The 20,202-nt window shown below is 54.5% G+C and carries 19 protein-coding genes; 10 read left to right on the top strand and 9 right to left on the bottom strand.

Annotation, left to right across the window (positions count from 1 at the left end):
• Positions 1–81 precede the first annotated feature (81 nt).
• From ACZ6J2_RS03935 to acnA, 4 genes are all read left to right on the top strand, one after another.
• Positions 82–222: a YmiA family putative membrane protein gene (locus ACZ6J2_RS03935; RefSeq protein ID WP_213327741.1), complete on the top strand. Its 141-nt coding sequence runs from the start codon at positions 82–84 to the stop codon at positions 220–222.
• A 2-nt stretch (positions 223–224) separates the two neighbouring features.
• On the top strand, positions 225–395 hold the full coding sequence (locus ACZ6J2_RS03930; protein ID WP_032656727.1) for a hypothetical protein: 171 nt from the start codon (positions 225–227) through the stop codon (positions 393–395).
• A gap of 138 nt (positions 396–533) precedes the next feature.
• Positions 534–632 carry a small membrane protein YmiC gene (gene ymiC, locus ACZ6J2_RS03925; protein WP_032623144.1) on the top strand — a complete coding sequence of 33 codons (99 nt, stop codon included), beginning with the start codon at positions 534–536 and terminating at the stop codon, positions 630–632.
• Between the two features lie 161 nt (positions 633–793).
• On the top strand, positions 794–3,469 hold the full coding sequence (gene acnA, locus ACZ6J2_RS03920) for an aconitate hydratase AcnA (protein ID WP_048979148.1): 2,676 nt from the start codon (positions 794–796) through the stop codon (positions 3,467–3,469).
• A gap of 37 nt (positions 3,470–3,506) precedes the next feature.
• On the opposite strand, the gene ribA is transcribed toward acnA, so the two are convergent.
• The gene (gene ribA, locus ACZ6J2_RS03915; RefSeq protein WP_008501210.1) at positions 3,507–4,097 is read right to left on the bottom strand and encodes a GTP cyclohydrolase II; all 591 of its coding nucleotides are present in this window, start codon (positions 4,095–4,097) and stop codon (positions 3,507–3,509) included.
• Positions 4,098–4,294: 197 nt separating this feature from the next.
• On the opposite strand from ribA, the gene pgpB reads away from it, so the two are divergent.
• The 5 genes from pgpB (at position 4,295) to yciH (ending at position 7,944) form a co-directional block, all read left to right on the top strand.
• A complete protein-coding gene (gene pgpB, locus ACZ6J2_RS03910; RefSeq protein ID WP_471724856.1) occupies positions 4,295–5,062 on the top strand; it encodes a phosphatidylglycerophosphatase B in 768 nt (255 codons plus the stop codon).
• A gap of 148 nt (positions 5,063–5,210) precedes the next feature.
• Positions 5,211–5,519: a LapA family protein gene (locus ACZ6J2_RS03905; RefSeq protein WP_023312067.1), complete on the top strand. Its 309-nt coding sequence runs from the start codon at positions 5,211–5,213 to the stop codon at positions 5,517–5,519.
• Positions 5,520–5,525: 6 nt separating this feature from the next.
• A complete protein-coding gene (lapB, locus tag ACZ6J2_RS03900; RefSeq protein WP_023335944.1) occupies positions 5,526–6,695 on the top strand; it encodes a lipopolysaccharide assembly protein LapB in 1,170 nt (389 codons plus the stop codon).
• Between the two features lie 185 nt (positions 6,696–6,880).
• Complete coding sequence (pyrF, locus tag ACZ6J2_RS03895; RefSeq protein ID WP_045355906.1) at positions 6,881–7,618, top strand: orotidine-5'-phosphate decarboxylase; 738 nt, start codon at positions 6,881–6,883, stop codon at positions 7,616–7,618.
• A complete protein-coding gene (yciH, locus tag ACZ6J2_RS03890) occupies positions 7,618–7,944 on the top strand; it encodes a stress response translation initiation inhibitor YciH (RefSeq protein ID WP_023312064.1) in 327 nt (108 codons plus the stop codon). The genes pyrF and yciH overlap by 1 nt, the downstream gene beginning before the upstream one ends.
• 105 nt (positions 7,945–8,049) lie before the next feature.
• Here yciH and osmB read toward each other — a convergent pair whose 3' ends face one another.
• From osmB to ACZ6J2_RS03875, 3 genes are all read right to left on the bottom strand, one after another.
• The gene (gene osmB / locus ACZ6J2_RS03885) at positions 8,050–8,268 is read right to left on the bottom strand and encodes an osmotically-inducible lipoprotein OsmB (RefSeq protein WP_284949967.1); all 219 of its coding nucleotides are present in this window, start codon (positions 8,266–8,268) and stop codon (positions 8,050–8,052) included.
• A 264-nt stretch (positions 8,269–8,532) separates the two neighbouring features.
• Positions 8,533–9,285 (bottom strand): DNA-binding transcriptional regulator YciT, encoded by a 753-nt coding sequence (yciT, locus tag ACZ6J2_RS03880; protein WP_311392301.1) that lies wholly within the window; start codon positions 9,283–9,285, stop codon positions 8,533–8,535.
• Between the two features lie 43 nt (positions 9,286–9,328).
• Positions 9,329–9,511, bottom strand: coding sequence for a YciZ family protein (locus tag ACZ6J2_RS03875; RefSeq protein WP_024907126.1), 183 nt, complete (start codon positions 9,509–9,511; stop codon positions 9,329–9,331).
• A gap of 193 nt (positions 9,512–9,704) precedes the next feature.
• Here ACZ6J2_RS03875 and ACZ6J2_RS03870 point away from each other — a divergent pair, with 193 nt between their 5' ends.
• Complete coding sequence (locus tag ACZ6J2_RS03870) at positions 9,705–10,574, top strand: crotonase/enoyl-CoA hydratase family protein (RefSeq protein ID WP_471724855.1); 870 nt, start codon at positions 9,705–9,707, stop codon at positions 10,572–10,574.
• Here the strand turns inward: ACZ6J2_RS03870 and pdeR are convergent.
• The 5 genes from pdeR to ACZ6J2_RS03845 form a co-directional block, all read right to left on the bottom strand.
• Positions 10,571–12,562, bottom strand: a complete 1,992-nt coding sequence (gene pdeR, locus ACZ6J2_RS03865) for a cyclic di-GMP phosphodiesterase (protein ID WP_029740520.1) — start codon at positions 12,560–12,562, stop codon at positions 10,571–10,573. The genes ACZ6J2_RS03870 and pdeR overlap by 4 nt on opposite strands.
• Before the next feature lie 323 nt (positions 12,563–12,885).
• Positions 12,886–14,820, bottom strand: a complete 1,935-nt coding sequence (locus ACZ6J2_RS03860; protein ID WP_048975109.1) for an exoribonuclease II — start codon at positions 14,818–14,820, stop codon at positions 12,886–12,888.
• A gap of 88 nt (positions 14,821–14,908) precedes the next feature.
• Positions 14,909–15,895, bottom strand: a complete 987-nt coding sequence (locus tag ACZ6J2_RS03855; RefSeq protein ID WP_045143074.1) for a CMD domain-containing protein — start codon at positions 15,893–15,895, stop codon at positions 14,909–14,911.
• Between the two features lie 152 nt (positions 15,896–16,047).
• Positions 16,048–16,836, bottom strand: coding sequence for an enoyl-ACP reductase FabI (fabI, locus tag ACZ6J2_RS03850; protein ID WP_003856831.1), 789 nt, complete (start codon positions 16,834–16,836; stop codon positions 16,048–16,050).
• Between the two features lie 270 nt (positions 16,837–17,106).
• Entirely contained in the window at positions 17,107–20,202 is a 3,096-nt protein-coding gene (locus ACZ6J2_RS03845; protein ID WP_471724854.1) for a multidrug efflux RND transporter permease subunit, read from the bottom strand.

The following is a 20,202-nucleotide window of genomic DNA, read 5'->3' as shown; positions in this document are numbered from 1 at the left end:
TAAAGTTTCTTTAGGATTTATCTCAACAGATGATTAATTGTACCAATTGTTTGGTCCTAAATGATAAGCGATGTCGATTGTATGAGGTTAGCAATGCCTTCAGGAAGTGAAGAACCGCAAAGGGATCCTGCGCTCAAGCGTAAAGCCTGGCTGGCGGTCTTTCTCGTCTCTACCCTGTTTTGGGTGGTGGTTGCTCTCCTGGCCTGGAAATATTGGGGTTAAATATGGCAGTGACGGTACGTACAGAAACGGTAAAACAGATGTGTCAGCATCGTGACAACGGCCACAGAGGGCGTAAAGCACCTGCGACTGTTGTACCCGCGTCCTGGAAACTGACGCCGCAGCAGCAAGCGTTTATTGATGTGTTCGCAGAAGACGAACCCAAAAAACAATAATTTAGTTAATTGCGTAACGATGCAAATAGTCTGAATATCGACTCTGCACTTTCGTACTCTTTAATAAATACACATCAGCAATATAGCACTGAGGACTTACCTCGGAACTTTTAATAAATAATGCCTGGTGTCCCTATGATGAATAACATGACGTCTCACAAATACTGGTCATGGATCGGCGTTTTTACCGTGTCGATTCTGTTCTGGAGTCAGCTCATCTGGTTAGCCCTCCACTAAATTGTAAAACCTCGCTACGGCGGGGTTTTTTGTTTTCTCTTTCTGGACCAATCCTAAATTTATCAATTTGGGTTGTTATCAAAACGTTACGACATCTTTGTGTTATCTTTAATTACGGCCCTGATGATTGTCGGGGCATCTCTGTGATTAAGGAGGAGCTTATGTCGTTAACCCTACGCGAAGCCAGTAAGGACACGTTACAGGCAGAAAATAAAACCTGGCATTACTACAGCCTGCCGCTGGCTGCCAGAACGCTTGGGGACATTTCGCGTTTACCCAAGTCATTGAAAGTTTTACTGGAAAATCTATTGCGCTGGCAGGACGGTGACTCTGTCACCCTCGATGATATCCAGGCGCTGGCAGGGTGGCTGGAAAATGCCCATGCCGACAGAGAAATCGCCTACCGCCCGGCCAGGGTGCTGATGCAGGACTTTACCGGTGTTCCTGCCGTCGTTGATTTAGCCGCGATGCGCGAGGCCGTTAAGCGTCTCGGCGGAGATACGGCAAAAGTGAATCCGCTTTCCCCCGTTGACCTCGTCATTGACCACTCCGTAACCGTTGACCGCTTTGGTGATGATGACGCCTTTGGCGAGAACGTGCGTCTGGAGATGGAGCGCAACCACGAGCGCTACGTATTCCTGAAGTGGGGGCAGCAGGCATTCAGCCGGTTTAGCGTGGTCCCGCCGGGTACCGGTATTTGTCACCAGGTTAACCTTGAATATCTGGGTAAAGCCGTCTGGAGTGAATTACAGGATAAAGAGTGGGTCGCCTATCCGGATACGCTGGTGGGCACGGACTCGCATACCACCATGATCAACGGTCTGGGCGTGCTGGGCTGGGGCGTCGGGGGGATCGAAGCGGAAGCGGCCATGCTCGGCCAGCCGGTGTCCATGCTTATCCCTGACGTGGTGGGCTTCAAGCTCACAGGCAAGCTGTCTGAAGGCATTACCGCCACCGATCTGGTGCTCACCGTCACCCAGATGCTGCGTAAGCATGGTGTGGTGGGCAAGTTTGTAGAATTCTACGGTGATGGTCTGGATTCGCTGCCGCTGGCCGACCGTGCCACCATTGCCAATATGGCACCGGAATATGGTGCAACCTGCGGCTTTTTCCCCATCGATGACGTCACGCTGGAATACATGCGCCTTAGCGGGCGCAGCGAAGAGCAGGTCGCGCTGGTAGAGGCCTATACCAAAGCGCAGGGCATGTGGCGAAACCCGGGCGATGAACCGGTCTTCACCAGCACGCTCGAACTCGATATGGGAAGCGTCGAGGCGAGCCTCGCCGGACCGAAACGTCCGCAGGATCGGGTTGCGCTGAGTGACGTGCCAAAAGCCTTCGCCGCCAGCAATGCTCTGGAAGTGAACGTGGCGCAGAAAGATCACCGTCCGGTCGACTATGTTCTGAACGGACATCAGTATCAGCTCCCGGATGGCGCGGTTGTGATTGCGGCCATTACCTCCTGCACCAACACCTCGAACCCCAGCGTATTAATGGCGGCCGGTCTGCTGGCTAAAAAGGCGGTAGAGCTTGGGCTAAAACCTCAGCCATGGGTCAAGGCCTCGCTGGCACCGGGTTCCAAAGTGGTATCGGATTACCTGGCGCAGGCCAAACTGACGCCGTACCTTGACGAACTGGGCTTTAACCTCGTGGGCTACGGCTGTACGACCTGTATTGGTAACTCCGGCCCGCTGCCTGAACCCATTGAAACGGCGATCAAGCAGGGTGACCTGACGGTAGGCGCGGTCCTGTCCGGTAACCGAAACTTTGAAGGGCGTATTCACCCGCTGGTGAAAACCAACTGGCTCGCCTCACCGCCGCTGGTCGTGGCGTATGCCCTTGCAGGGAACATGAATATCAACCTGGCGACCGATCCGATTGGTCACGATCGCAAGAACGATCCTGTCTACCTGAAAGATATCTGGCCATCTTCGCGTGAAATCGCGCTGGCCGTTGAAAAGGTCTCAACCGAGATGTTCCGCAAAGAGTATGCAGAGGTCTTTGAAGGCACGCCGGAGTGGAAAACCATTAACGTCGTGGGCTCAGATACCTACGACTGGCAGGATGACTCGACCTATATTCGTCTGTCGCCGTTCTTTGATGAGATGCTGGCCGAGCCGGCACCGCTTAAGGATATCCACGGCGCGCGCATACTGGCGATGCTGGGAGATTCCGTCACGACCGACCATATCTCTCCGGCGGGGAGTATCAAAGCCGATAGCCCGGCAGGCCGTTATCTGCAGAGCCGGGGCGTCGAACGCCGCGATTTTAACTCCTACGGCTCGCGTCGCGGCAACCATGAGGTCATGATGCGCGGGACCTTTGCCAACATCCGCATTCGTAACGAAATGGTACCGGGCGTGGAAGGGGGCATGACGCGCCATCTGCCGGGGACGGAAGTGGTTTCGATTTATGATGCGGCGGTCAAATATCAACAGGAAGGTACGCCGCTGGCGGTGATCGCCGGGAAAGAGTACGGTTCCGGCTCCAGCCGCGACTGGGCGGCGAAAGGTCCGCGTCTGCTTGGCGTTCGCGTGGTCATCGCCGAATCGTTCGAACGTATTCACCGCTCGAATCTGATTGGTATGGGGATCCTGCCGCTCGAGTTTCCGCAGGGCGTGACGCGTAAAACGCTGGGACTGACCGGGGAAGAGCAGATTGAGATTAGCGGTCTGCAAAATCTGCAGCCGGGGAAAACGGTGCCGGTGAAGTTAACGCGGGCAGACGGGAAAATCGAGGTGCTGGATTGCCGGTGCCGTATTGATACGGCAACCGAGCTGACCTATTACCAGAACGACGGCATTTTACATTATGTGATTCGTAAGATGCTGGATTGATGAAACGAGCCCGGCACCCGTGCCGGGCTTTTTAGCATCACTCTTTCAGCAGATGGCCCATTTTGGCGGCTTTGGTATCCAGGTAGTGGGCGTTCTTCGGGTTACGGCCGACAATAAGCGGTACGCGCTCGACGATGTTGATCCCCGCTTCGGTCAGGATCTCCACTTTTTTCGGGTTATTGGTCAGCAGGCGAACTTCGTCCACGCCCAGCAGCTTGAACATATCGGCGCATAAGGTGAAGTCGCGTTCGTCAGCGGCAAAGCCAAGCTGATGGTTTGCTTCAACCGTATCGTAGCCCTGGTCCTGAAGCGCGTAGGCGCGGATTTTATTCAGCAGACCAATATTACGACCTTCCTGACGGTGATAAAGCAGCACACCGCGGCCTTCTTCTGCAATATGAGACAGGGCGGCTTCCAGCTGGAAACCACAATCACAGCGCAGGCTGAACAGCGCGTCGCCGGTTAGACACTCTGAATGGACGCGGGACAGAACCGGCGTCTGCCCTGAAATGTCACCATAAACCAGCGCGACATGATCCTGTCCGGTTGCCAGTTCTTCAAAACCCACCATCAGGAAATCGCCCCATGGGGTTGGCAGTTTGGCTTCTGCCACACGTTTAAGCTGCATGTGATTCTCCAGAGTAGGCTGACACGTTTCGTGCCTTTGCCCTGTTTTGCTTTCTGTATCAGTTCATTTTGCCACAAGCTCAGCAGGTTCGCCTAATGGGCACCATGCTATATGAACGTTAAACGCACGATCCGACATATCCACCAGGATGATTAATTTCAGTTATGATTGTGACGCTTAGCGAAAAAGGAGAAGACATGCTTTCAATCGCCAGACGTACGGCAGCAGGTGCGGCCATTTTACTGATTATGCCTCTGGCCGTATGGCTTTCAGGCTGGATGTGGCAGCCCGGGCAGAACGCCACGTGGCTGAAAACGTTATACTGGATAACGGAAACGGTCACCCAGCCGTGGGGGATTATTACCCACGTACTCCTCTGCGTCTGGTTTCTGTGGTGCCTGCGCTTTCGTTTGCGCGCGGCGCTGGTGCTCTTTGCGATCCTTGGGGGCGCTATCCTTGTCGGCCAGGGCGTGAAGTCCTGGGTTAAAGATCGCGTACAGGAACCGCGTCCTTTTGTCGTCTGGCTGGAAAAAACGCATCATGTTCCGGTGGATGAGTTCTACAATTTAAAGCGAAAAGATCGTGGCGCGCTGGTGAAAGAACAGCTTGCGGAACAGCAGGATATCCCGAAATTCTTGCGTAAACACTGGCAAAAAGAGACCGGGTTCGCGTTTCCTTCCGGTCACACCATGTTTGCGGCCAGCTGGGCGTTGCTGGGGGTTGGGCTGCTTTGGCCAAGGCGTCGAACGATCACTATCGTGATTTTACTGGTTTGGGCGACCGGGGTTATGGGAAGCCGCCTGCTGCTGGGGATGCACTGGCCGCGCGACCTGGTCGTCGCCACGCTCATCTCATGGCTGCTGATTATGATGGCGACCTGGCTCACTGAACGATTCTGCGGCCCGTTAACGCCACCGCCAGAAGAGAAAGAAGAAATAGCCGAAAGGGACCAGACAGACGCCTGACGGTTGATATTCCGCATTTTGCCCATAGATCCATGACCTGCGCGTCACTTTTTCCGTTTCGCGCTCGTCGCTAAAATGGTAGTTTATAAGGCTGATTGCGGTGAATTGAACACACTTTATTCGCTTGAACCACATAACGGGAAGTAATGTGAAATATTTACTCATTTTCTTACTGGTATTGGCGATTTTTGTCATTTCAGTCACGTTGGGTGCACAAAACGATCAGCAGGTGACGTTTAACTATCTGCTGGCTCAGGGTGAGTATCGCGTCTCGAGCCTGCTGGCGGTCCTGTTTGCTGCCGGCTTTGCCATTGGCTGGCTGGTTTGCGGTCTGTTCTGGCTGAAAGTCCGTGTTTCTCTTGCGCGCGCTGAACGTAAAATTAAGCGACTCGAAAATAACATTGCCCCTGCGTCTGACATCCCGGAAAGCTCTGGTGTGCCGGTCGTGAAGGAATAATCGACTATGCTCGAGTTGTTGTTTCTGCTTTTGCCTGTAGCCGCAGCCTATGGCTGGTATATGGGCCGCAGAAGTGCGCAACAAACAAAACAGGATGAGGCCAACCGGCTCTCCCGCGACTACGTTGCGGGGGTGAACTTCCTCCTGAGCAATCAGCAGGACAAAGCGGTAGACCTGTTCCTCGATATGCTGAAAGAGGATACGGGGACGGTTGAAGCGCATCTCACCCTGGGCAACCTGTTCCGCTCGCGCGGCGAGGTCGATCGCGCCATTCGTATTCACCAGACTCTGATGGAAAGCGCCTCGCTGACCTACGATCAACGTCTCCTTGCGGTGCAACAGCTGGGGCGGGATTACATGGCCGCGGGGTTATACGATCGCGCTGAAGATATGTTCGCGCAGCTGGTGGATGAAACAGATTTCCGCATCGGCGCGTTGCAGCAACTCCTGCAGATTTATCAGGCAACCAGCGACTGGCAGAAAGCCATTGATACCGCTGAACGTCTGGTGAAGCTGGGTAAAGATAAGCAGCGCGTTGAGATCGCCCATTTCTACTGTGAGCTTGCGCTTCAGCAGATGGGCAACGACGACATGGATAAAGCCATGGCGCTGCTGAAGAAAGGCGCCGCCGCGGACCGCAACAGCGCGCGCATCTCCATCATGATGGGGCGCGTCTTTATGGCGAATGGCGACTACGCCAAAGCAGTTGAAAGCCTGCTGCGGGTTATCGACCAGGACAAAGAACTGGTCAGTGAAACGCTGGAAATGCTGCAAACCTGCTATCAACAGCTCGACAAGCAGGAAGAGTGGGTAGCATTCCTGCGTCGCTGCGTGGAAGAAAATACCGGCGCCACCGCTGAACTGATGCTCTCAGACGTCGTTGAGCAGTATGAGGGAAGCGACACCGCGCAGGTTTATATTACGCGTCAGCTGCAGCGTCATCCGACCATGCGGGTGTTCCACAAGCTGATGGATTACCACCTGAACGACGCAGAAGAAGGGCGCGCCAAAGAGAGCCTGATGGTGCTGCGCGACATGGTTGGCGAACAGGTGCGCAGCAAGCCGCGCTATCGCTGCCAGAAGTGTGGTTTTACCGCGTATACGCTCTACTGGCACTGTCCTTCCTGCCGCGCCTGGTCCACCATCAAGCCAATCCGTGGCCTGGACGGGCAGTAATTTTTTAAAACGCCGCATTTTAGTTACAACATACTGATGGTTTTTCCCCTGTCCTGTGCTCCGTGCGGTTTGCCGGCCTGGCAGGCGCGTAAATGGATCCTGTCAATTTGCGGCGTCGGCAGGTAGAATGCTGGCCGTTTATCTGTTCCGCGCCGCTGCGCTCCCATAGACGAAAAGGGCTGGTCATGACGTCTGTTACATCCTCCACTTCCCGCGTAATTACGGATTCTCCTGTTGTTGTCGCGCTCGATTACAATAAGCGTGACGCTGCACTGGCGTTTGTCGACGGCATCGACCCTCGCGACTGCCGTCTGAAAGTTGGCAAAGAGATGTTCACGCTGTTTGGACCGCAAATCGTTCGCGATCTGCAGCAGCGCGGCTTTGACGTTTTCCTCGACCTGAAATTCCACGATATCCCGAATACCACGGCGCACGCGGTTGCCGCAGCCGCAGAGCTGGGCGTATGGATGGTCAACGTCCATGCATCGGGTGGGGCAAGAATGATGACCGCCGCCCGTGAGGCGCTCCTGCCGTTCGGTAAAGATGCACCGTTGCTGATTGCGGTCACCGTGCTGACCAGTATGGACGAAAACGATCTTCGCGACCTGGGCGTGACGTTGTCACCCGCCGAGCATGCCGAACGTCTCGCACGTCTGACGCAGCATTGCGGCCTGGATGGCGTCGTCTGTTCCGCGCAGGAAGCGGTACGTTTCAAATCAGCGCTGGGCCAGGATTTTAAACTGGTTACGCCAGGTATTCGTCCTGCAGGCAGCGAAGTGGGCGATCAGCGCCGTATTATGACGCCTGAGCAGGCGCTGGCTGCTGGCGTTGACTACATGGTCATCGGGCGTCCGGTAACGCAGTCTGCCAACCCGGCTGAGACGCTTAAGGCTATCAACGCATCGCTGAAAAAGGGGGCCTAATGACCGATTCCAACAGCCGTCTGGTCTATTCAACCGATAGCGGGCGTATAGACGAGCCGAAAGCGAAAGTGGAACGTCCAAAGGGGGATGGCATCGTTCGGATCCAGCGCCAGACCAGTGGACGAAAAGGGAAAGGGGTTTGCCTTATCTCCGGCATTGACCTGGATGATGCTGAACTGGCAAAGCTGGCGGCAGAGTTGAAAAAAAAATGTGGCTGCGGCGGCGCCGTGAAAGACGGCATTATTGAAATCCAGGGAGATAAGCGCGATTTAATAAAATCTCTGCTGGAAGCCAAGGGTATGAAAGTCAAACTGGCAGGTGGCTAAAATAAATGAGCCACGGCATTTGCCGTGGCTCGTGTTATATACGTGCGTATGTCAGACCTGAAATGCGTTCAAATATCGCAATACCGGGGAAGGCTTAGATAATAATTATTTGCCAACCTGGTGACCGATAATACCACCGACAGCAGCGCCACCTAATGTACCCAGCGTACTACCATCCGTTAATACTGCACCACCGAGAGCACCGGCACCGGCACCAATAGCGGTGTTACGGTCACGTTTAGACCAGTTAGAGCACGCGCTCAGGGACATTGCTAAAGTGATTGCCAGAACAGCGGCGGCTAATTTTTTGCTGGTTAAGGTCATAATACTTTCTCCTGAATTATCGATTCACGGAAAGATGTACACGTTAAGTATAGACGAATCGAATACTTAATTCTGTTCTCCGTGAAAGCTGGTCGCGCAGGCGTTACGTAATCACGCAGGTGATAGTCACTTCCTGTTATATCGCTAACATTAATTTTACGACTTTAATGCAGGTTAAACAGGTAAAAACTCTTAAAGAAGTACCAGGAATCATCTCAGAGAAAGAAGGGGCGTATGCGCCCGAAATTCGGGCGCGGAGGGAACTCAGGCGGTCGTTTTAATAATATTGACGATCAGTCCGTCATTTTCCAGCTTATTACGGTGCGCGTCGCTCAATCTTTCGTCGGTAATCACGCGGCTAAAGCGTGAAACGGGGCCCATCGTATAAGGGTGAACGGCGCCAAATTTAGAGCTGTCGGTGAGCACAATAGCTTCACACTCTTTTTCCAGCACGGCATTCACGACGTCAGAGCGCATCATATCCCGGCCGGTAAAACCCGTCTCCGGCTGCCAGCCGTCAATTCCGATGAAGGCCTTGCTGAAATGAACCTGCTGGACATACTGACGGGTCAGCGGGCCTACCATGCTTTCACTTTTTTTCTGGTAAATACCGCCGAGCAGAATCACCTCGCAGCGCGTCTCTTTAAGCAAATGCGCGATATAGCTGCTGACGGTGATGATAGTAACGTCCTTTTGATCGGCAAGCGTGCGCGCCAGAAGGGCATTACTGCTGCCGTTTTCAATAAAGACGGTCTCGCCGTTGTTCACCAGGGACGCGGCAAATTCCGCCAGTTCACGTTTGAGCGCGTAGTTATTCATCATGCGCGTCTCAACGTCGTCACTGTCAAGCGGGACAGCATATCCGTGCGCGCGACGCAGGTAGCTCTGTTTTTCCAGCAGATTAAGATCCTGACGGATGGTGACTTCAGAAACGCCAGTGGTTTTAGCGAGATCGACTACGCTTACGCGTCCCTGATCGATGACCATCTGCAAAATGAGTTGTTGTCGGGAATTCATAGCATCCATTTAATAAAGCGAAACGAGGTCGGAGACGGTGGGATTAAACTTCCCACGGCGCTTTTGGCTGTCTGTTTTCTGGCGCATTGTCAGCACCATTCTGAGCAAGAAGTTCAGACTTCAGGATCTCGAGATTACGGATAGCAGAGTGGTAATCGCCCGCCACCAGGATATCCAGCACGGTATCAATTCGTTGTGCTACAGCTTGTGCGTCAATAGTAGACATAATCTCACCCCAGGCGCGAAAAGTTAATATTTTCAATGATGCAGAAATTAGGTTCAAAAGAGAAGGGAAAAAATGCAATAACTAAATTACATAAACGTAAGTGATAAATTTATTCCCCCTCATGCAGCAGGCTTAATGACTGGATTAGTCTAAAACTGCGCGCAAGGCGCTTTTTTATAAGAGGAATTAGACTATGACAGTTATCAATCAGCCTACCTGCACACTGTTTACCGATACTGAACGGTTCACGCAGCTGTCAGGGTATTACGAGGCGGAGCGTCACACGGTCTGGATGATGCTGCGGGCTCAGCCACGTCCTTGCTTTAACCATGCGTTAATAGAGGAGATCATGAACTTTTCATGGCTGGTTCGCCAGTCTGGGTTTGCGGTTGATTTTTGGGTAACCGGATCGCTGGTTCCCGAGATGTACAATACGGGCGGTGATTTACAGTTCTTCGTCGAGTGCATTCAGAACGGACGTCGGGAAGCGTTACGGGCGTACGCTCGCGCCTGCGTTGATTGCGTCCATGCGGCCTCTCGGGGGTTTGATACGGGAGCCATCACTCTGGCAATGGTCGAAGGCAGTGCGTTAGGGGGCGGGTTTGAGGCCGCTCTGGCGCACCATTTTGTCCTGGCTCAGCGCGATGCCCGTTTAGGTTTCCCGGAGATTGCCTTCAACCTGTTTCCGGGTATGGGAGGATATTCCCTGGTTGCACGCCGTGCAGGCATGAAGCTGGCGGAGGAACTCATCTACAAAGGGGAATCCCATACGGCTGAATGGTACGAACAGCACGGGCTGGTGGATGTCCTGTTTGAACCGGGACAAAGCTATGTCTCTACCCGAACCTTCATCGATACGCTGCGGCCAAAACTGAATGGCGTAAGGGCGATGCTGCGCGCCCGTACGCGCGTTCTGCAATTGCCCCGCAGTGAACTGATGGACATCACGGAAGACTGGGTTGATGCCGCTTTCTGCCTGGAGCCGAAAGATATCGCCTACATGGAGCGTCTGGTCACGCTGCAAAACCGCCAACACGCGGCGGGCCTGCGTAAAGCCAGTTAACGTTGATTTCGCGCTTGATATCGTTTTAGCCATCGCTCGAATGCGGCAGCGGGCATCGGCTTAGCAAACAGAAAACCCTGCCGTTCGTTGACGCCGTTCTTGGTCAGAAAGGCGTCTTCTTTTGCATTTTCCACACCCTCGGCAATCACCTGCAGATTTAACGCCTGCGCCACGGCGACAATAGCGCGCACCAGCGACTGGGAAATAGACTGCTTATGAATATCCCTGACGAAAGATTGATCGAGCTTAATGGCGTCAATAGGGAAGCGGGCCAGCTGAGAAAGGGAAGAGTAGCCGGTACCGAAATCATCCAGATGAATTTGCGCCCCGAGTCGGCTGAACTGCTGGATCACGGACAGCGCCAGCTCTTCATTTTCGATAAGACAGCTTTCGGTCAACTCAACGTCGACCGGGCAGTATTCAAAATTCAGATCCTTCAGCGCCTGCTTTAAGTCGCTGAAGATGGTCTGGTCGGCCAGCTGACGTGCAGAGACGTTCACCGCCACGCGCAGGTTTATTCCCTTATCGCGCCATTTTGCCACCTGGCGAACCACATCGAGCATCACCCAGCGGCCCAGCGGCACAATCAACCCCGACTCCTCGGCATAAGAGATAAACTCCAGAGGCGGGATCAGGCCGCGTTCTGGCGATTGCCAGCGGACCAGCGCTTCAAGGCTTCTGACTTCTCCGCGCCAGGTTATTTTCGGCTGATAGTGGATCAGAAGCTGATCGTTATCCAGGGCCTTGCGCAGGTTGGTATCCAGCCAGAGATACTCAAACACGCGCTGGTTCATCTCGGGTGAGAAGACGCAGAACTTGCCCCGGCCGTTCTCTTTGGCGGTGTACATGGCGGTATCGGCGTTGCGAATAACGCTTTCCCGGTCGTTCCCGTGCTGCGGGGCGAGGGCGATACCCAGAGAGCAGCCGGTATAAATCTCAATCAGACCGATTCGGAACGGCTGGCGCAGACGGGTTAAAATGCGCGACGCCATCGCCTCCAGAGAGCCCTGAGAGGTATTGGTGGCCATGACGATAAACTCATCGCCGCCAAGACGCGCCAGCACCTGTTCTTCATCCAGACAGCTCAAAATGGCGAGGGCGACAGCCTGCAACAGCTGATCGCCAAACATATGCCCGTAAGCGTCGTTGACCTTTTTAAAGTTATCCAGATCGAGATACACCACGCCCACCTGCGTGTCGCCGCGGTTGTCGATGGCGTCAGAAATCAGATCGTGGATCGCATTGCGGTTGGGCAGGCCGGTGATGGTATCGGTATTGGCCAGCACGCGCAGTCGCTCCTGAGCGCGGCGCTCTTCGGTAATATCTGTCCCGGAACAGATAAGGAAAATTTCATTTTTACCGCTGCCGCTGTGCACGAATTTGTTTCTGAACAGAAACAGGCGCTGCCCTTTACGCGTTTTGATCCAGCGTTCGACTTCGTAGGAACTGCCGTTGCGAAAAAAACCGGTAATATTGCGCTTTGAGGCTGCCGCTTCACTGCGGCTCATAAACAGCTTAAATACGTTCTGGCCAATCACTTCTTGCTCTTTCAGGCCGGTGTACTCTTCGCTAAGCCGGTTAAAACGCTGAATATTGCCGTGCTGATCGAGAATAACAATGACGGAGTTGGCCTCGGAGACAACCTGCTCCGCGAAAGAGAGCCCCTGAGCCAGATCGCGCGCCACGGAGGGCGTATCGTTCCAGGCGGAAGCGGTGCCTGCCCACTCGTTGCGGGTGATTTTACGGCCCACAAGATGAACCGGGACATCTTCCCCGTACAGGGAGAGCGACATGGAAATGCTGGAGGTAATAACGGTTAAATGACGGATGAGATCGGCCTGTTCATCGTCCAGCGCCACGACCTGAGTGACATCGGCATTTTCGCTGGTGGAAAGGTGCAGAGCGTTGCTGTCAGCTGACAGGCGCCACCACGGGCTGTGAGTCCCCATGTAGCGAAACAGCAAATTCTGCTCCAGATCGTCCATCATGTTTTCTCCCGCAGCTGTTCATTAGCGCACAAATTATTCATTTGCTGTCGACTTTTCCGTTGAGAAACAGCGGCAAAACCGAAGTGAACCTGTTGTTTTTCCCTGCTTTCTTATAATAAAACGAGTCAGGTTAAAAAGGATACTGAGCGTATAGAAATTCACGTAACCGAATATAACAACACTCTTTTACTGTAGATAATTATGGCGGTTTTGGGCGAAGGGATACTGAAAATAGTAAGGAAAAATAATGGTTTTGTGGCGGGGATAAAAAGAAAAATTGTCGGCCCTTCCGGAGAGGAAATGGCCGACAATTGAACCGGTTATCAGGCGACAGGGCGCGCGATAATACTGCGGGTTTCCATGCGAACTTCAGCGATAGTAACATCAATCACGTCGGTGACTTTGTAAACTGTTTCACCTTTAATTTGCACGGTACCGTTTTCCTGGCTACAGACCATTTCGTCACGAACCGCATGCAGGAACGGCGCAGGAATAAACGCGACAGCACCGTTATCGACCAGACGGACGCGCATACCCCCGCGGCTGATATCGATGATCTCTGCGGCGAAACGGGTGTCCGTACCGGCTTTATCCTGCAGAAAGCGTGCGTACAGCCAGTCACCAACGTCACGCTCGGCCATGCGGTTCAGACGGCGACGATCGGCCATCTGCAGCGTGGTGTCCTCCTGAGGACGGGCAATGGTTTCACCTTTGATAATCGCTTTCAGCAGTCGGTGGTTAACCATATCGCCATACTTACGGATCGGCGATGTCCATGTGGCGTAAGCTTCGAGGCCAAGACCAAAGTGCGGGCCAGGTTCGGTGCTGATTTCCGCGAAGGACTGGAAGCGACGAATGCGGCTGTCCAGGAAGCCCGACGGCTGCGCGTCCAGTTCGCGGCGAAGCTTGCAGAAGCCAGGCAGCGTCAGCACTTCTTCCGGATCAACGTGCACATCGTGATTTTTCAGCAGGGCCGCCAGCGCTTCGGTATTCGCCGGATCAAAACCGGTGTGGACGTTGTAAATGCCAAAGCCCAGTTTGTCGCGCAGCACGCGTGCGGCACAGATGTTGGCGGAAATCATCGCCTCTTCAACGATGCGGTTCGCAATGCGTCGCGGTTCGGCCACGATGTCCAGCACTTCGCCTTTCTCGCCCAGAACAAAGCGATAATCCGGGCGGTCTTTGAACACCAGCGCATGGGTTTTACGCCACTCGCCGCGGTTCAGGCAGATGCGATGCAGCAGACGGATTTGCGCGGCAATGGCGTCTGATTCAGGTTTCCAGCTACCGGTATTTTCAAGCCAGTCGGACACGTTATCGTAGGCCAGCTTGGCTTTCGATTCGATGGTAGCGGCAAAGAACTCGATATCGTCTTCAATCGCGCCATCTGCGGCGATAGTCATCCGGCAGGCAAGGACCGGGCGCACTTCATTTGGACGCAGCGAGCAGAGATCGTCTGACAATTCGCGCGGCAGCATCGGAATGTTGAAGCCCGGCAGGTAGTTGGTGAACGCACGGATTTTCGCCGCGTCATCAAGCTTGCTGCCTTCGGCAATCCAGGCGGTTGGATCGGCAATGGCGACGGTCAGATGCAGTTTGCCATCGGCGCTCTCTTCAGCGTACAGCGCGTCATCCATATCTTCCGTGCTGGCGCTGTCGATGGTGACAAACTCCAGCGCGGTGAGATCGCGGCGCGTCAGACCTTCGTCCTGCATCTCGGTCGCTACGCCGTTCGGCGCTTCTTTTTCAAGATTATGGCGTGCCAGCGTGACCCACCATGGCACGAAATGGTCGGCGCCAAAGGTGATGAACTGGGTCAGCTCAGCATAAAAACCGCGATCGCCTTTCAGAGGATGACGGCGCATTTCTGCTACGGCCCAGTCACCTTCTTTAAAATCATGCTCAACGCCACGGGCGGCGCGGCAGGGAATAGCATCTTTCAGCAGGGGATGATCCGGCACGATAGCAAGACGATCGTCTTTTCTCTGCACCTTGCCCACAAAGCGGGTCAGGAACGGTTCGATCAGTTCTTCCGGCTCGGCAGACTCGCGATCCTTCTCGGTATGAATGACGGCCATGACGCGATCGCCATGCATCACTTTCTTCATCTGCGGAGGCGGAATGAAGTAGCTTTTCTGCGCGTCAACCTCAAGGAAGCCAAAGCCCTTTTCCGTGGCTTTTACGACCCCTTCTGCACGCGGCGTCTGGGAATGCAGTTGCTGTTTAAGCTGCGCTAGCAGCGGGTTGTCCTGAAACATAATGTTCTATTTTCGTAGCCATTGAGCGGCTGACAGTTTTACGCGATTCTCACTGTCTCAGCAAGCGCTCTTTGGGTAATTAGTATGGTTATTCCTCTTTACCAAACGCGACTTTCAAACGATTGAGCCAGCCATCAAACGCGCTCCGGGTAAGCAGCGTGATGGCATGTTCGCCGGGGAGTCCCTGATCCGTGAGCGGGGTAAACTGCGCGGCGCTGAAGCGGTCCGGAGAGCGCGTCAGCAGTTCGACTGCCGCCGAAAGCGCGGGGGACGTCAGCGGGATCGCTTCGCGGGTGTTTAACAGAATTTCTCCGGTCAGGTCGAGCAGCGACGGCTCGTGGCAAAGGACCGGCGTCAGCGCCTCCAGCGCGGGTTCTGCCTGCCAGCGGGACAGCGACTCAAGCTGATGCGCACTCGCATAGCGCAACTCGACGACGGGCAAAAGCGGCACCCAGGCGGCGTGGCTCGCGGGCAGCGTGTGCGGCTGAATATGATGGCCTGGCAACCAGCGAACGGGGTGTCCTAACAGCGCCTGAAAAACCGCGACCACGCGCGCCTGAAAACCAATAAACCCGATAATCTGGTTAATCACCACAATGTCATAGATTGACAGGCCAACCTCATCAAGCTGGTTCTGCGCTTTATCATCAATCACATCAGGAGAGCTGGCGAGCTGGCGGGCATACTGCGTGATTTGCGCCAGACGTCGGTTGCTTTCGCGCGAGGAGTCCGGGCCGGGAAGCGGGGCGAGGAGGGCGGCGTAATGGTTACAAAGCCGCTGAACGCCACAGGCCTGGGCGACCGTTAGCGCGGTGCTGAGCCGATCGTAGGCGCTGAGCGTATGCAGGCGGTTCACGGGAATCGAGAGCGGAAACAGCTGGTGGCACAAGGCTCTGGCAGGGGTAAGCCAGCCAGAACAGGCGGCGACAATCTCATCAGGCAGGGCTAAATCGAGCAAAAAACGATCGTCGACGTTAGCGGCTTCGGGCACCAGAGGCAGAACATCTGTCTGCGCGTGGTTCGACTGGGTCTCGTGATACCAGTGGCCTTTGCCGGAAAAACGGCGTTGTTCCATGTGCGTTCCTTGATCTCAAAATGGCGATCAATATCCTGGCGTAAGGCAGATAAAGGGAAAAATATTGTTAGGTGATAACAAATAGCAGAACGGAATAACGAAGGGGCGGTGCGGGGGAAAACTCTCTTCCCGTGCGGGAAGAGAGTCACAGCTTATTTAATTTCCAGCTCGTTCATTGCAGCGATGTTGAAGCCGCCGTCAACGTGAACCACTTCGCCGGAGATACCAGCGGAAAGGTCAGAGCACAGGAATGCAGCAGAGTTACCCACATCTTCAATGGTAACGGTACGACGAATCGGGGTAACCGCTTCGCAGTGTGCCAGCATTTTACGGAAATCTTTAATACCGGAAGCTGCCAGGGTGCGGATAGGACCTGCAGAGATGGCGTTAACGCGCACGCCTTCAGGACCCATTGCGTTCGCCATGTAGCGTACGTTGGCTTCCAGAGAGGCTTTCGCCAGGCCCATAACGTTGTAGTTAGGGATAGCACGCTCAGCGCCCAGGTAGGACAGAGTCAGCAGGGCTGCGCCCGGGTTCAGCATCGCGCGGCAGGATTTCGCCATCGCAACGAAGCTGTAGGAGCTGATGTCGTGAGCAATTTTGAAGCCATCACGGGTAACCGCGTTCACGTAGTCGCCGTCCAGCTGGTCGCCAGGAGCGAAGCCAATGGAGTGAACGAAACCGTCGAATTTCGGCCATGCTTTTGCCAGTTCAGCAAACATGCCGTCGATGCTTTCGTCTTGTGCAACGTCACATTCCAGAACAATGCTGGAACCCAGCTGCGCGGCAAACTCTTCAACACGGCCTTTCAGCTTGTCGTTCTGGTAGGTGAACGCCAGCTCAGCGCCTTCGCGATGCATTGCCTGTGCGATGCCGTATGCGATGGACAGTTTGCTGGCAACGCCAGTCACCAGAATGCGCTTACCGGAAAGAAAACCCATAGCTTTAATCCTTATATTCATTGCTAATTTTGCCTTGTAATTCATAGCGTTACAGGCAGTATTTCAAAATCATTCGAAATTAGCTCGAAATTATAGCCCACTCACAGCCCCTTGTGTCACGATATTTCTCGCTGTTCTCCGAAGACGCCTGCCCCGAAGAATGCGCCGCGGACTCGCGGGGGCTCAAAATTTCAGCATTCATCCAGTATATCACCCGGCAACAGGTTCACCTCATCCAACCAGCGAGGAAGCGCGATCCCGCGAGGGTATTCACGCTTTCCTGAGGTTGTCGATGAAGCGCGCGATGACGATAAAGAAAACCGGTACGAAGAAAATGGCGAGAAGCGTACCGCTAATCATGCCGCCAAATACGCCGGTACCGATGGCATGCTGCGTACTGTCGCTCGCACCATTGGCTAGCATCAAGGGAACAACCCCTAAGGTGAAGGCTAACGACGTCATCAGAATAGGGCGCAGGCGCTGGCCGGCGGCATGAATGGTTGCCGCCAGCAGGGGCTGCCCCTGGCGATGGAGCTGCCTGGCAAATTCAACAATCAGAATGGCGTTCTTAGCCGACAGGCCGATAAGCGTAATCAGGCCGACCTTGAAGAAAACGTCATTCGTCATGCCGGCAACGGACACCGCTATTACCGCGCCGATAAGGCCCAGCGGAACGACCAGCATGACCGCAAACGGAATAGACCAGCTCTCGTAAAGGGCGGCCAGCACCATAAACACGACCAGTATCGACAGGACGATAAGGCCCGGAAGCTGAGATTCCGATTTTCTCTCCTGCAATGAGCTCCCGGCCCACTCGCCCGCCATGCCCTGAGGTAAATCTCTGGACAAACTCTCCATAACCTTCATTGCGGTGCCGCTGGACTCTCCCGGCGCCGCATTTCCGGTAATGCGAATAGCCGAATATCCCTGATAACGCGTCAACTGCTGGGGCGCAACGTGCCATGAAAGCGTGGCAAACGTCGATACCGGTACCATCTGCCCCATCCGGTTTTTCACAGATAATGTCAGTATTTGCTCAGGCTGCATTCGGTAGGGCGCATCGGCCTGAATAATCACCTGCTGAACGCGGCCGCTATTCGTATAGTCATTGACGTAATTTGAGCCCAGGGTGACGGAGAGCGTCTGGTTGATTTCATCAAATGAGACGCCCATCGCTTCCGCCTTTTCTCTGTCCACCTGGAGCGCAAGGCTTGTTCCTTCCGGCAGACCGTCTATATACACGTCACTCAGTTCAGGGCGCTGGTTGGCCTGCAGGACCAGCGCGTCGGCAGCGCGCTTTAACGCCTCGTAGCCCAGTCCCGCTCTGTCCTGCACGTACCAGGTGAAGCCCGACGAGGTGCCCATATCCGAAATGGCCGGCGGGAGCAGGCTCATCGTGACGGCATCAGAGACGTTTGCCATGCTGGCCTGTATCCGGTCGGCTTCCCCCTGGGCCGTCGAGCCCTGCCGATCTTTCCAGTCCTTCAGCGTGGTGAAGGCCATAGCCGAGTTTGGCCCTGAACCTGAGAATCCAAACCCCAGGATCATAATGTTGCTTTCAATATCCGGCCGGGCCGCAATTTCCTCTTCAAATTTTTTAACCACGTTGAGGGTACGCTGCATCGTGGCATCAGAAGGCAGCTGGATTGAGGACATAAAGTAGCCCTGATCTTCATCCGGCAGAAAAGACGACGGTAACGAAGACAATCCCAGAAACAGCGCAGCACAAAGCGCAGCGTACAGGAGCAGCATACGCCCGGTTCGCTTCAGAACGGCACCCAGCCCGGCTTCGTAACTGGCGGTGAGCGAACGAAAGCGCGCGTTAAACCCGACCGCGAACCTTCCGCCTCCGCTCTTTCCTGGCTTATGCGGCTTGAGTAACGTTGCACACAGGGCAGGCGTCAGCGTTAGGGCAAGAAACGCGGACAGCAGTATGGAGACCGCCATGGAAATACAAAATTGTCGGTAGATAATCCCGACGGATCCTTCCGCAAACCCCATGGGGATAAAGACGGCGGTCAGCACCAGCGTGATGCCAATAATCGCCGGGGTGATTTCCTGCATGGCTTGCCGCGTGGCGTCACGCGGGGACAGGCTTTTTTCCTCCATCAGTCGTTCAACGTTCTCCACGACCACAATGGCATCATCAACGATAATGCCTATTGCCAGCACCATGCCGAACATCGTCAGAATATTGATGGAGTAGCCGCTCAATAGCATCACCGTGAAGGTGCCAAGAAGTGCGACGGGAGCAACAATCGCCGGGATAAGCGTACAGCGTATCTTGTGCAGAAACAGCAGCATAACCAGGAAGACGAGGACCATCGCTTCTACAAATGTCTGAACAACCTTCATGATAGAAAGTTTCACAAACGGCGCGGTATCGAAGGGGATCGTAAACGACATTCCTTCGGGTAACACCCGGGAAAGTTCGTCGATGCGCGCCCGTACGCCGGAAGCCGTGCTCATCGCATTCGCGCCAGGCGAGAGCTGGATTGCTGCCGCCGTTGCGGGCACGCCATTTTCACGGATACCAAAGGCGTAGCTTTGCAGGCCAGATTCAATCCGCGCAATGTCGGACAGTTTCAGGCGGGCACCGGATGCGTCAGATTTCAGGGTGATATTCCTGAACGCCTCTACCGAGGAGAGCTGTCCCTTCACGGTGATGGGATACGTCACCCCTTGTCCTGCAGAGGCGGGCTCATCTCCCGTTTTGCCGGGCGAAACCAGGGCATTTTGCTGGCCAACGGCGGTAAGAACATCGCTTACCGAAAGCCCGTAGCCGTGGAGCTTCATGGGATCCAACCAGATGCGCAGCGCTTTTTCGCCGCCAAACAGCTGAACTTTCCCTACGCCGGGCACGCGACGAAGCTCGTCACTGACGTTTCTGGCAAAATAGTCGCTTAAATCGGCTTCCTCAAATTGACCCGTCGCGGATTTCAGCCCCACCATCATTAAAAAGCCAGAGTTAGCGGCCTCGACGTTAATGCCGTTTTGCCTTACCGCCTGAGGCAGACGAGGCTCGACGATCTTAATCTGATTCTGCAGATCCATCTGCGCCAGCTTGATGTCCGTTCCCGGTTTAAACGTGACGGTAATCGATGCCGAACCGGTTGTGTCACTCGATGATTCAAAGTAGAGCAAATTATCTACGCCAGAGATTTCGCGCTCGATTAACGATACCACCGACGTGTTCATGATATCGGGGCTGGCCCCCGGGTAACTGACGGAAATAATGATTCCAGGCGGCGCCACCGCCGGATACTGCGCAACCGGCAAACGGGGAATAGACAGGAGCCCTGCCAGGACGATAAAAAGCGCCACTACCCAGGCGAAAACGGGGCGTTCAATAAAAAAATGCGGCAT

The organism is Enterobacter sp. E14S, assembly GCF_055666685.1.
Note: the sequence above shows the minus strand (reverse complement) of the source record. Positions and strands in the feature narration are given on the sequence as shown.

Bases quoted from the DNA above. Each gene is read 5' to 3' on its own strand.
- ACZ6J2_RS03870 (WP_471724855.1), top strand. From the start codon at position 9,705: ATGACAGTTATCAATCAGCCTACCTGCACACTGTTTACCGATACTGAA.
- ACZ6J2_RS03855 (WP_045143074.1), bottom strand. From the start codon at position 15,895: ATGGAACAACGCCGTTTTTCCGGCAAAGGCCACTGGTATCACGAGACC.
- lapB (WP_023335944.1), top strand. From the start codon at position 5,526: ATGCTCGAGTTGTTGTTTCTGCTTTTGCCTGTAGCCGCAGCCTATGGC.
- fabI (WP_003856831.1), bottom strand. From the start codon at position 16,836: ATGGGTTTTCTTTCCGGTAAGCGCATTCTGGTGACTGGCGTTGCCAGC.
- pyrF (WP_045355906.1), top strand. From the start codon at position 6,881: ATGACGTCTGTTACATCCTCCACTTCCCGCGTAATTACGGATTCTCCT.
- yciH (WP_023312064.1), top strand. From the start codon at position 7,618: ATGACCGATTCCAACAGCCGTCTGGTCTATTCAACCGATAGCGGGCGT.
- ymiC (WP_032623144.1), top strand. From the start codon at position 534: ATGAATAACATGACGTCTCACAAATACTGGTCATGGATCGGCGTTTTT.
- acnA (WP_048979148.1), top strand. From the start codon at position 794: ATGTCGTTAACCCTACGCGAAGCCAGTAAGGACACGTTACAGGCAGAA.
- ACZ6J2_RS03930 (WP_032656727.1), top strand. From the start codon at position 225: ATGGCAGTGACGGTACGTACAGAAACGGTAAAACAGATGTGTCAGCAT.
- pdeR (WP_029740520.1), bottom strand. From the start codon at position 12,562: ATGATGGACGATCTGGAGCAGAATTTGCTGTTTCGCTACATGGGGACT.
- osmB (WP_284949967.1), bottom strand. From the start codon at position 8,268: ATGACCTTAACCAGCAAAAAATTAGCCGCCGCTGTTCTGGCAATCACT.
- yciT (WP_311392301.1), bottom strand. From the start codon at position 9,285: ATGAATTCCCGACAACAACTCATTTTGCAGATGGTCATCGATCAGGGA.
- ribA (WP_008501210.1), bottom strand. From the start codon at position 4,097: ATGCAGCTTAAACGTGTGGCAGAAGCCAAACTGCCAACCCCATGGGGC.
- ACZ6J2_RS03935 (WP_213327741.1), top strand. From the start codon at position 82: ATGAGGTTAGCAATGCCTTCAGGAAGTGAAGAACCGCAAAGGGATCCT.
- pgpB (WP_471724856.1), top strand. From the start codon at position 4,295: ATGCTTTCAATCGCCAGACGTACGGCAGCAGGTGCGGCCATTTTACTG.
- ACZ6J2_RS03860 (WP_048975109.1), bottom strand. From the start codon at position 14,820: ATGTTTCAGGACAACCCGCTGCTAGCGCAGCTTAAACAGCAACTGCAT.
- ACZ6J2_RS03845 (WP_471724854.1), bottom strand. From the start codon at position 20,202: ATGCCGCATTTTTTTATTGAACGCCCCGTTTTCGCCTGGGTAGTGGCG.
- ACZ6J2_RS03875 (WP_024907126.1), bottom strand. From the start codon at position 9,511: ATGTCTACTATTGACGCACAAGCTGTAGCACAACGAATTGATACCGTG.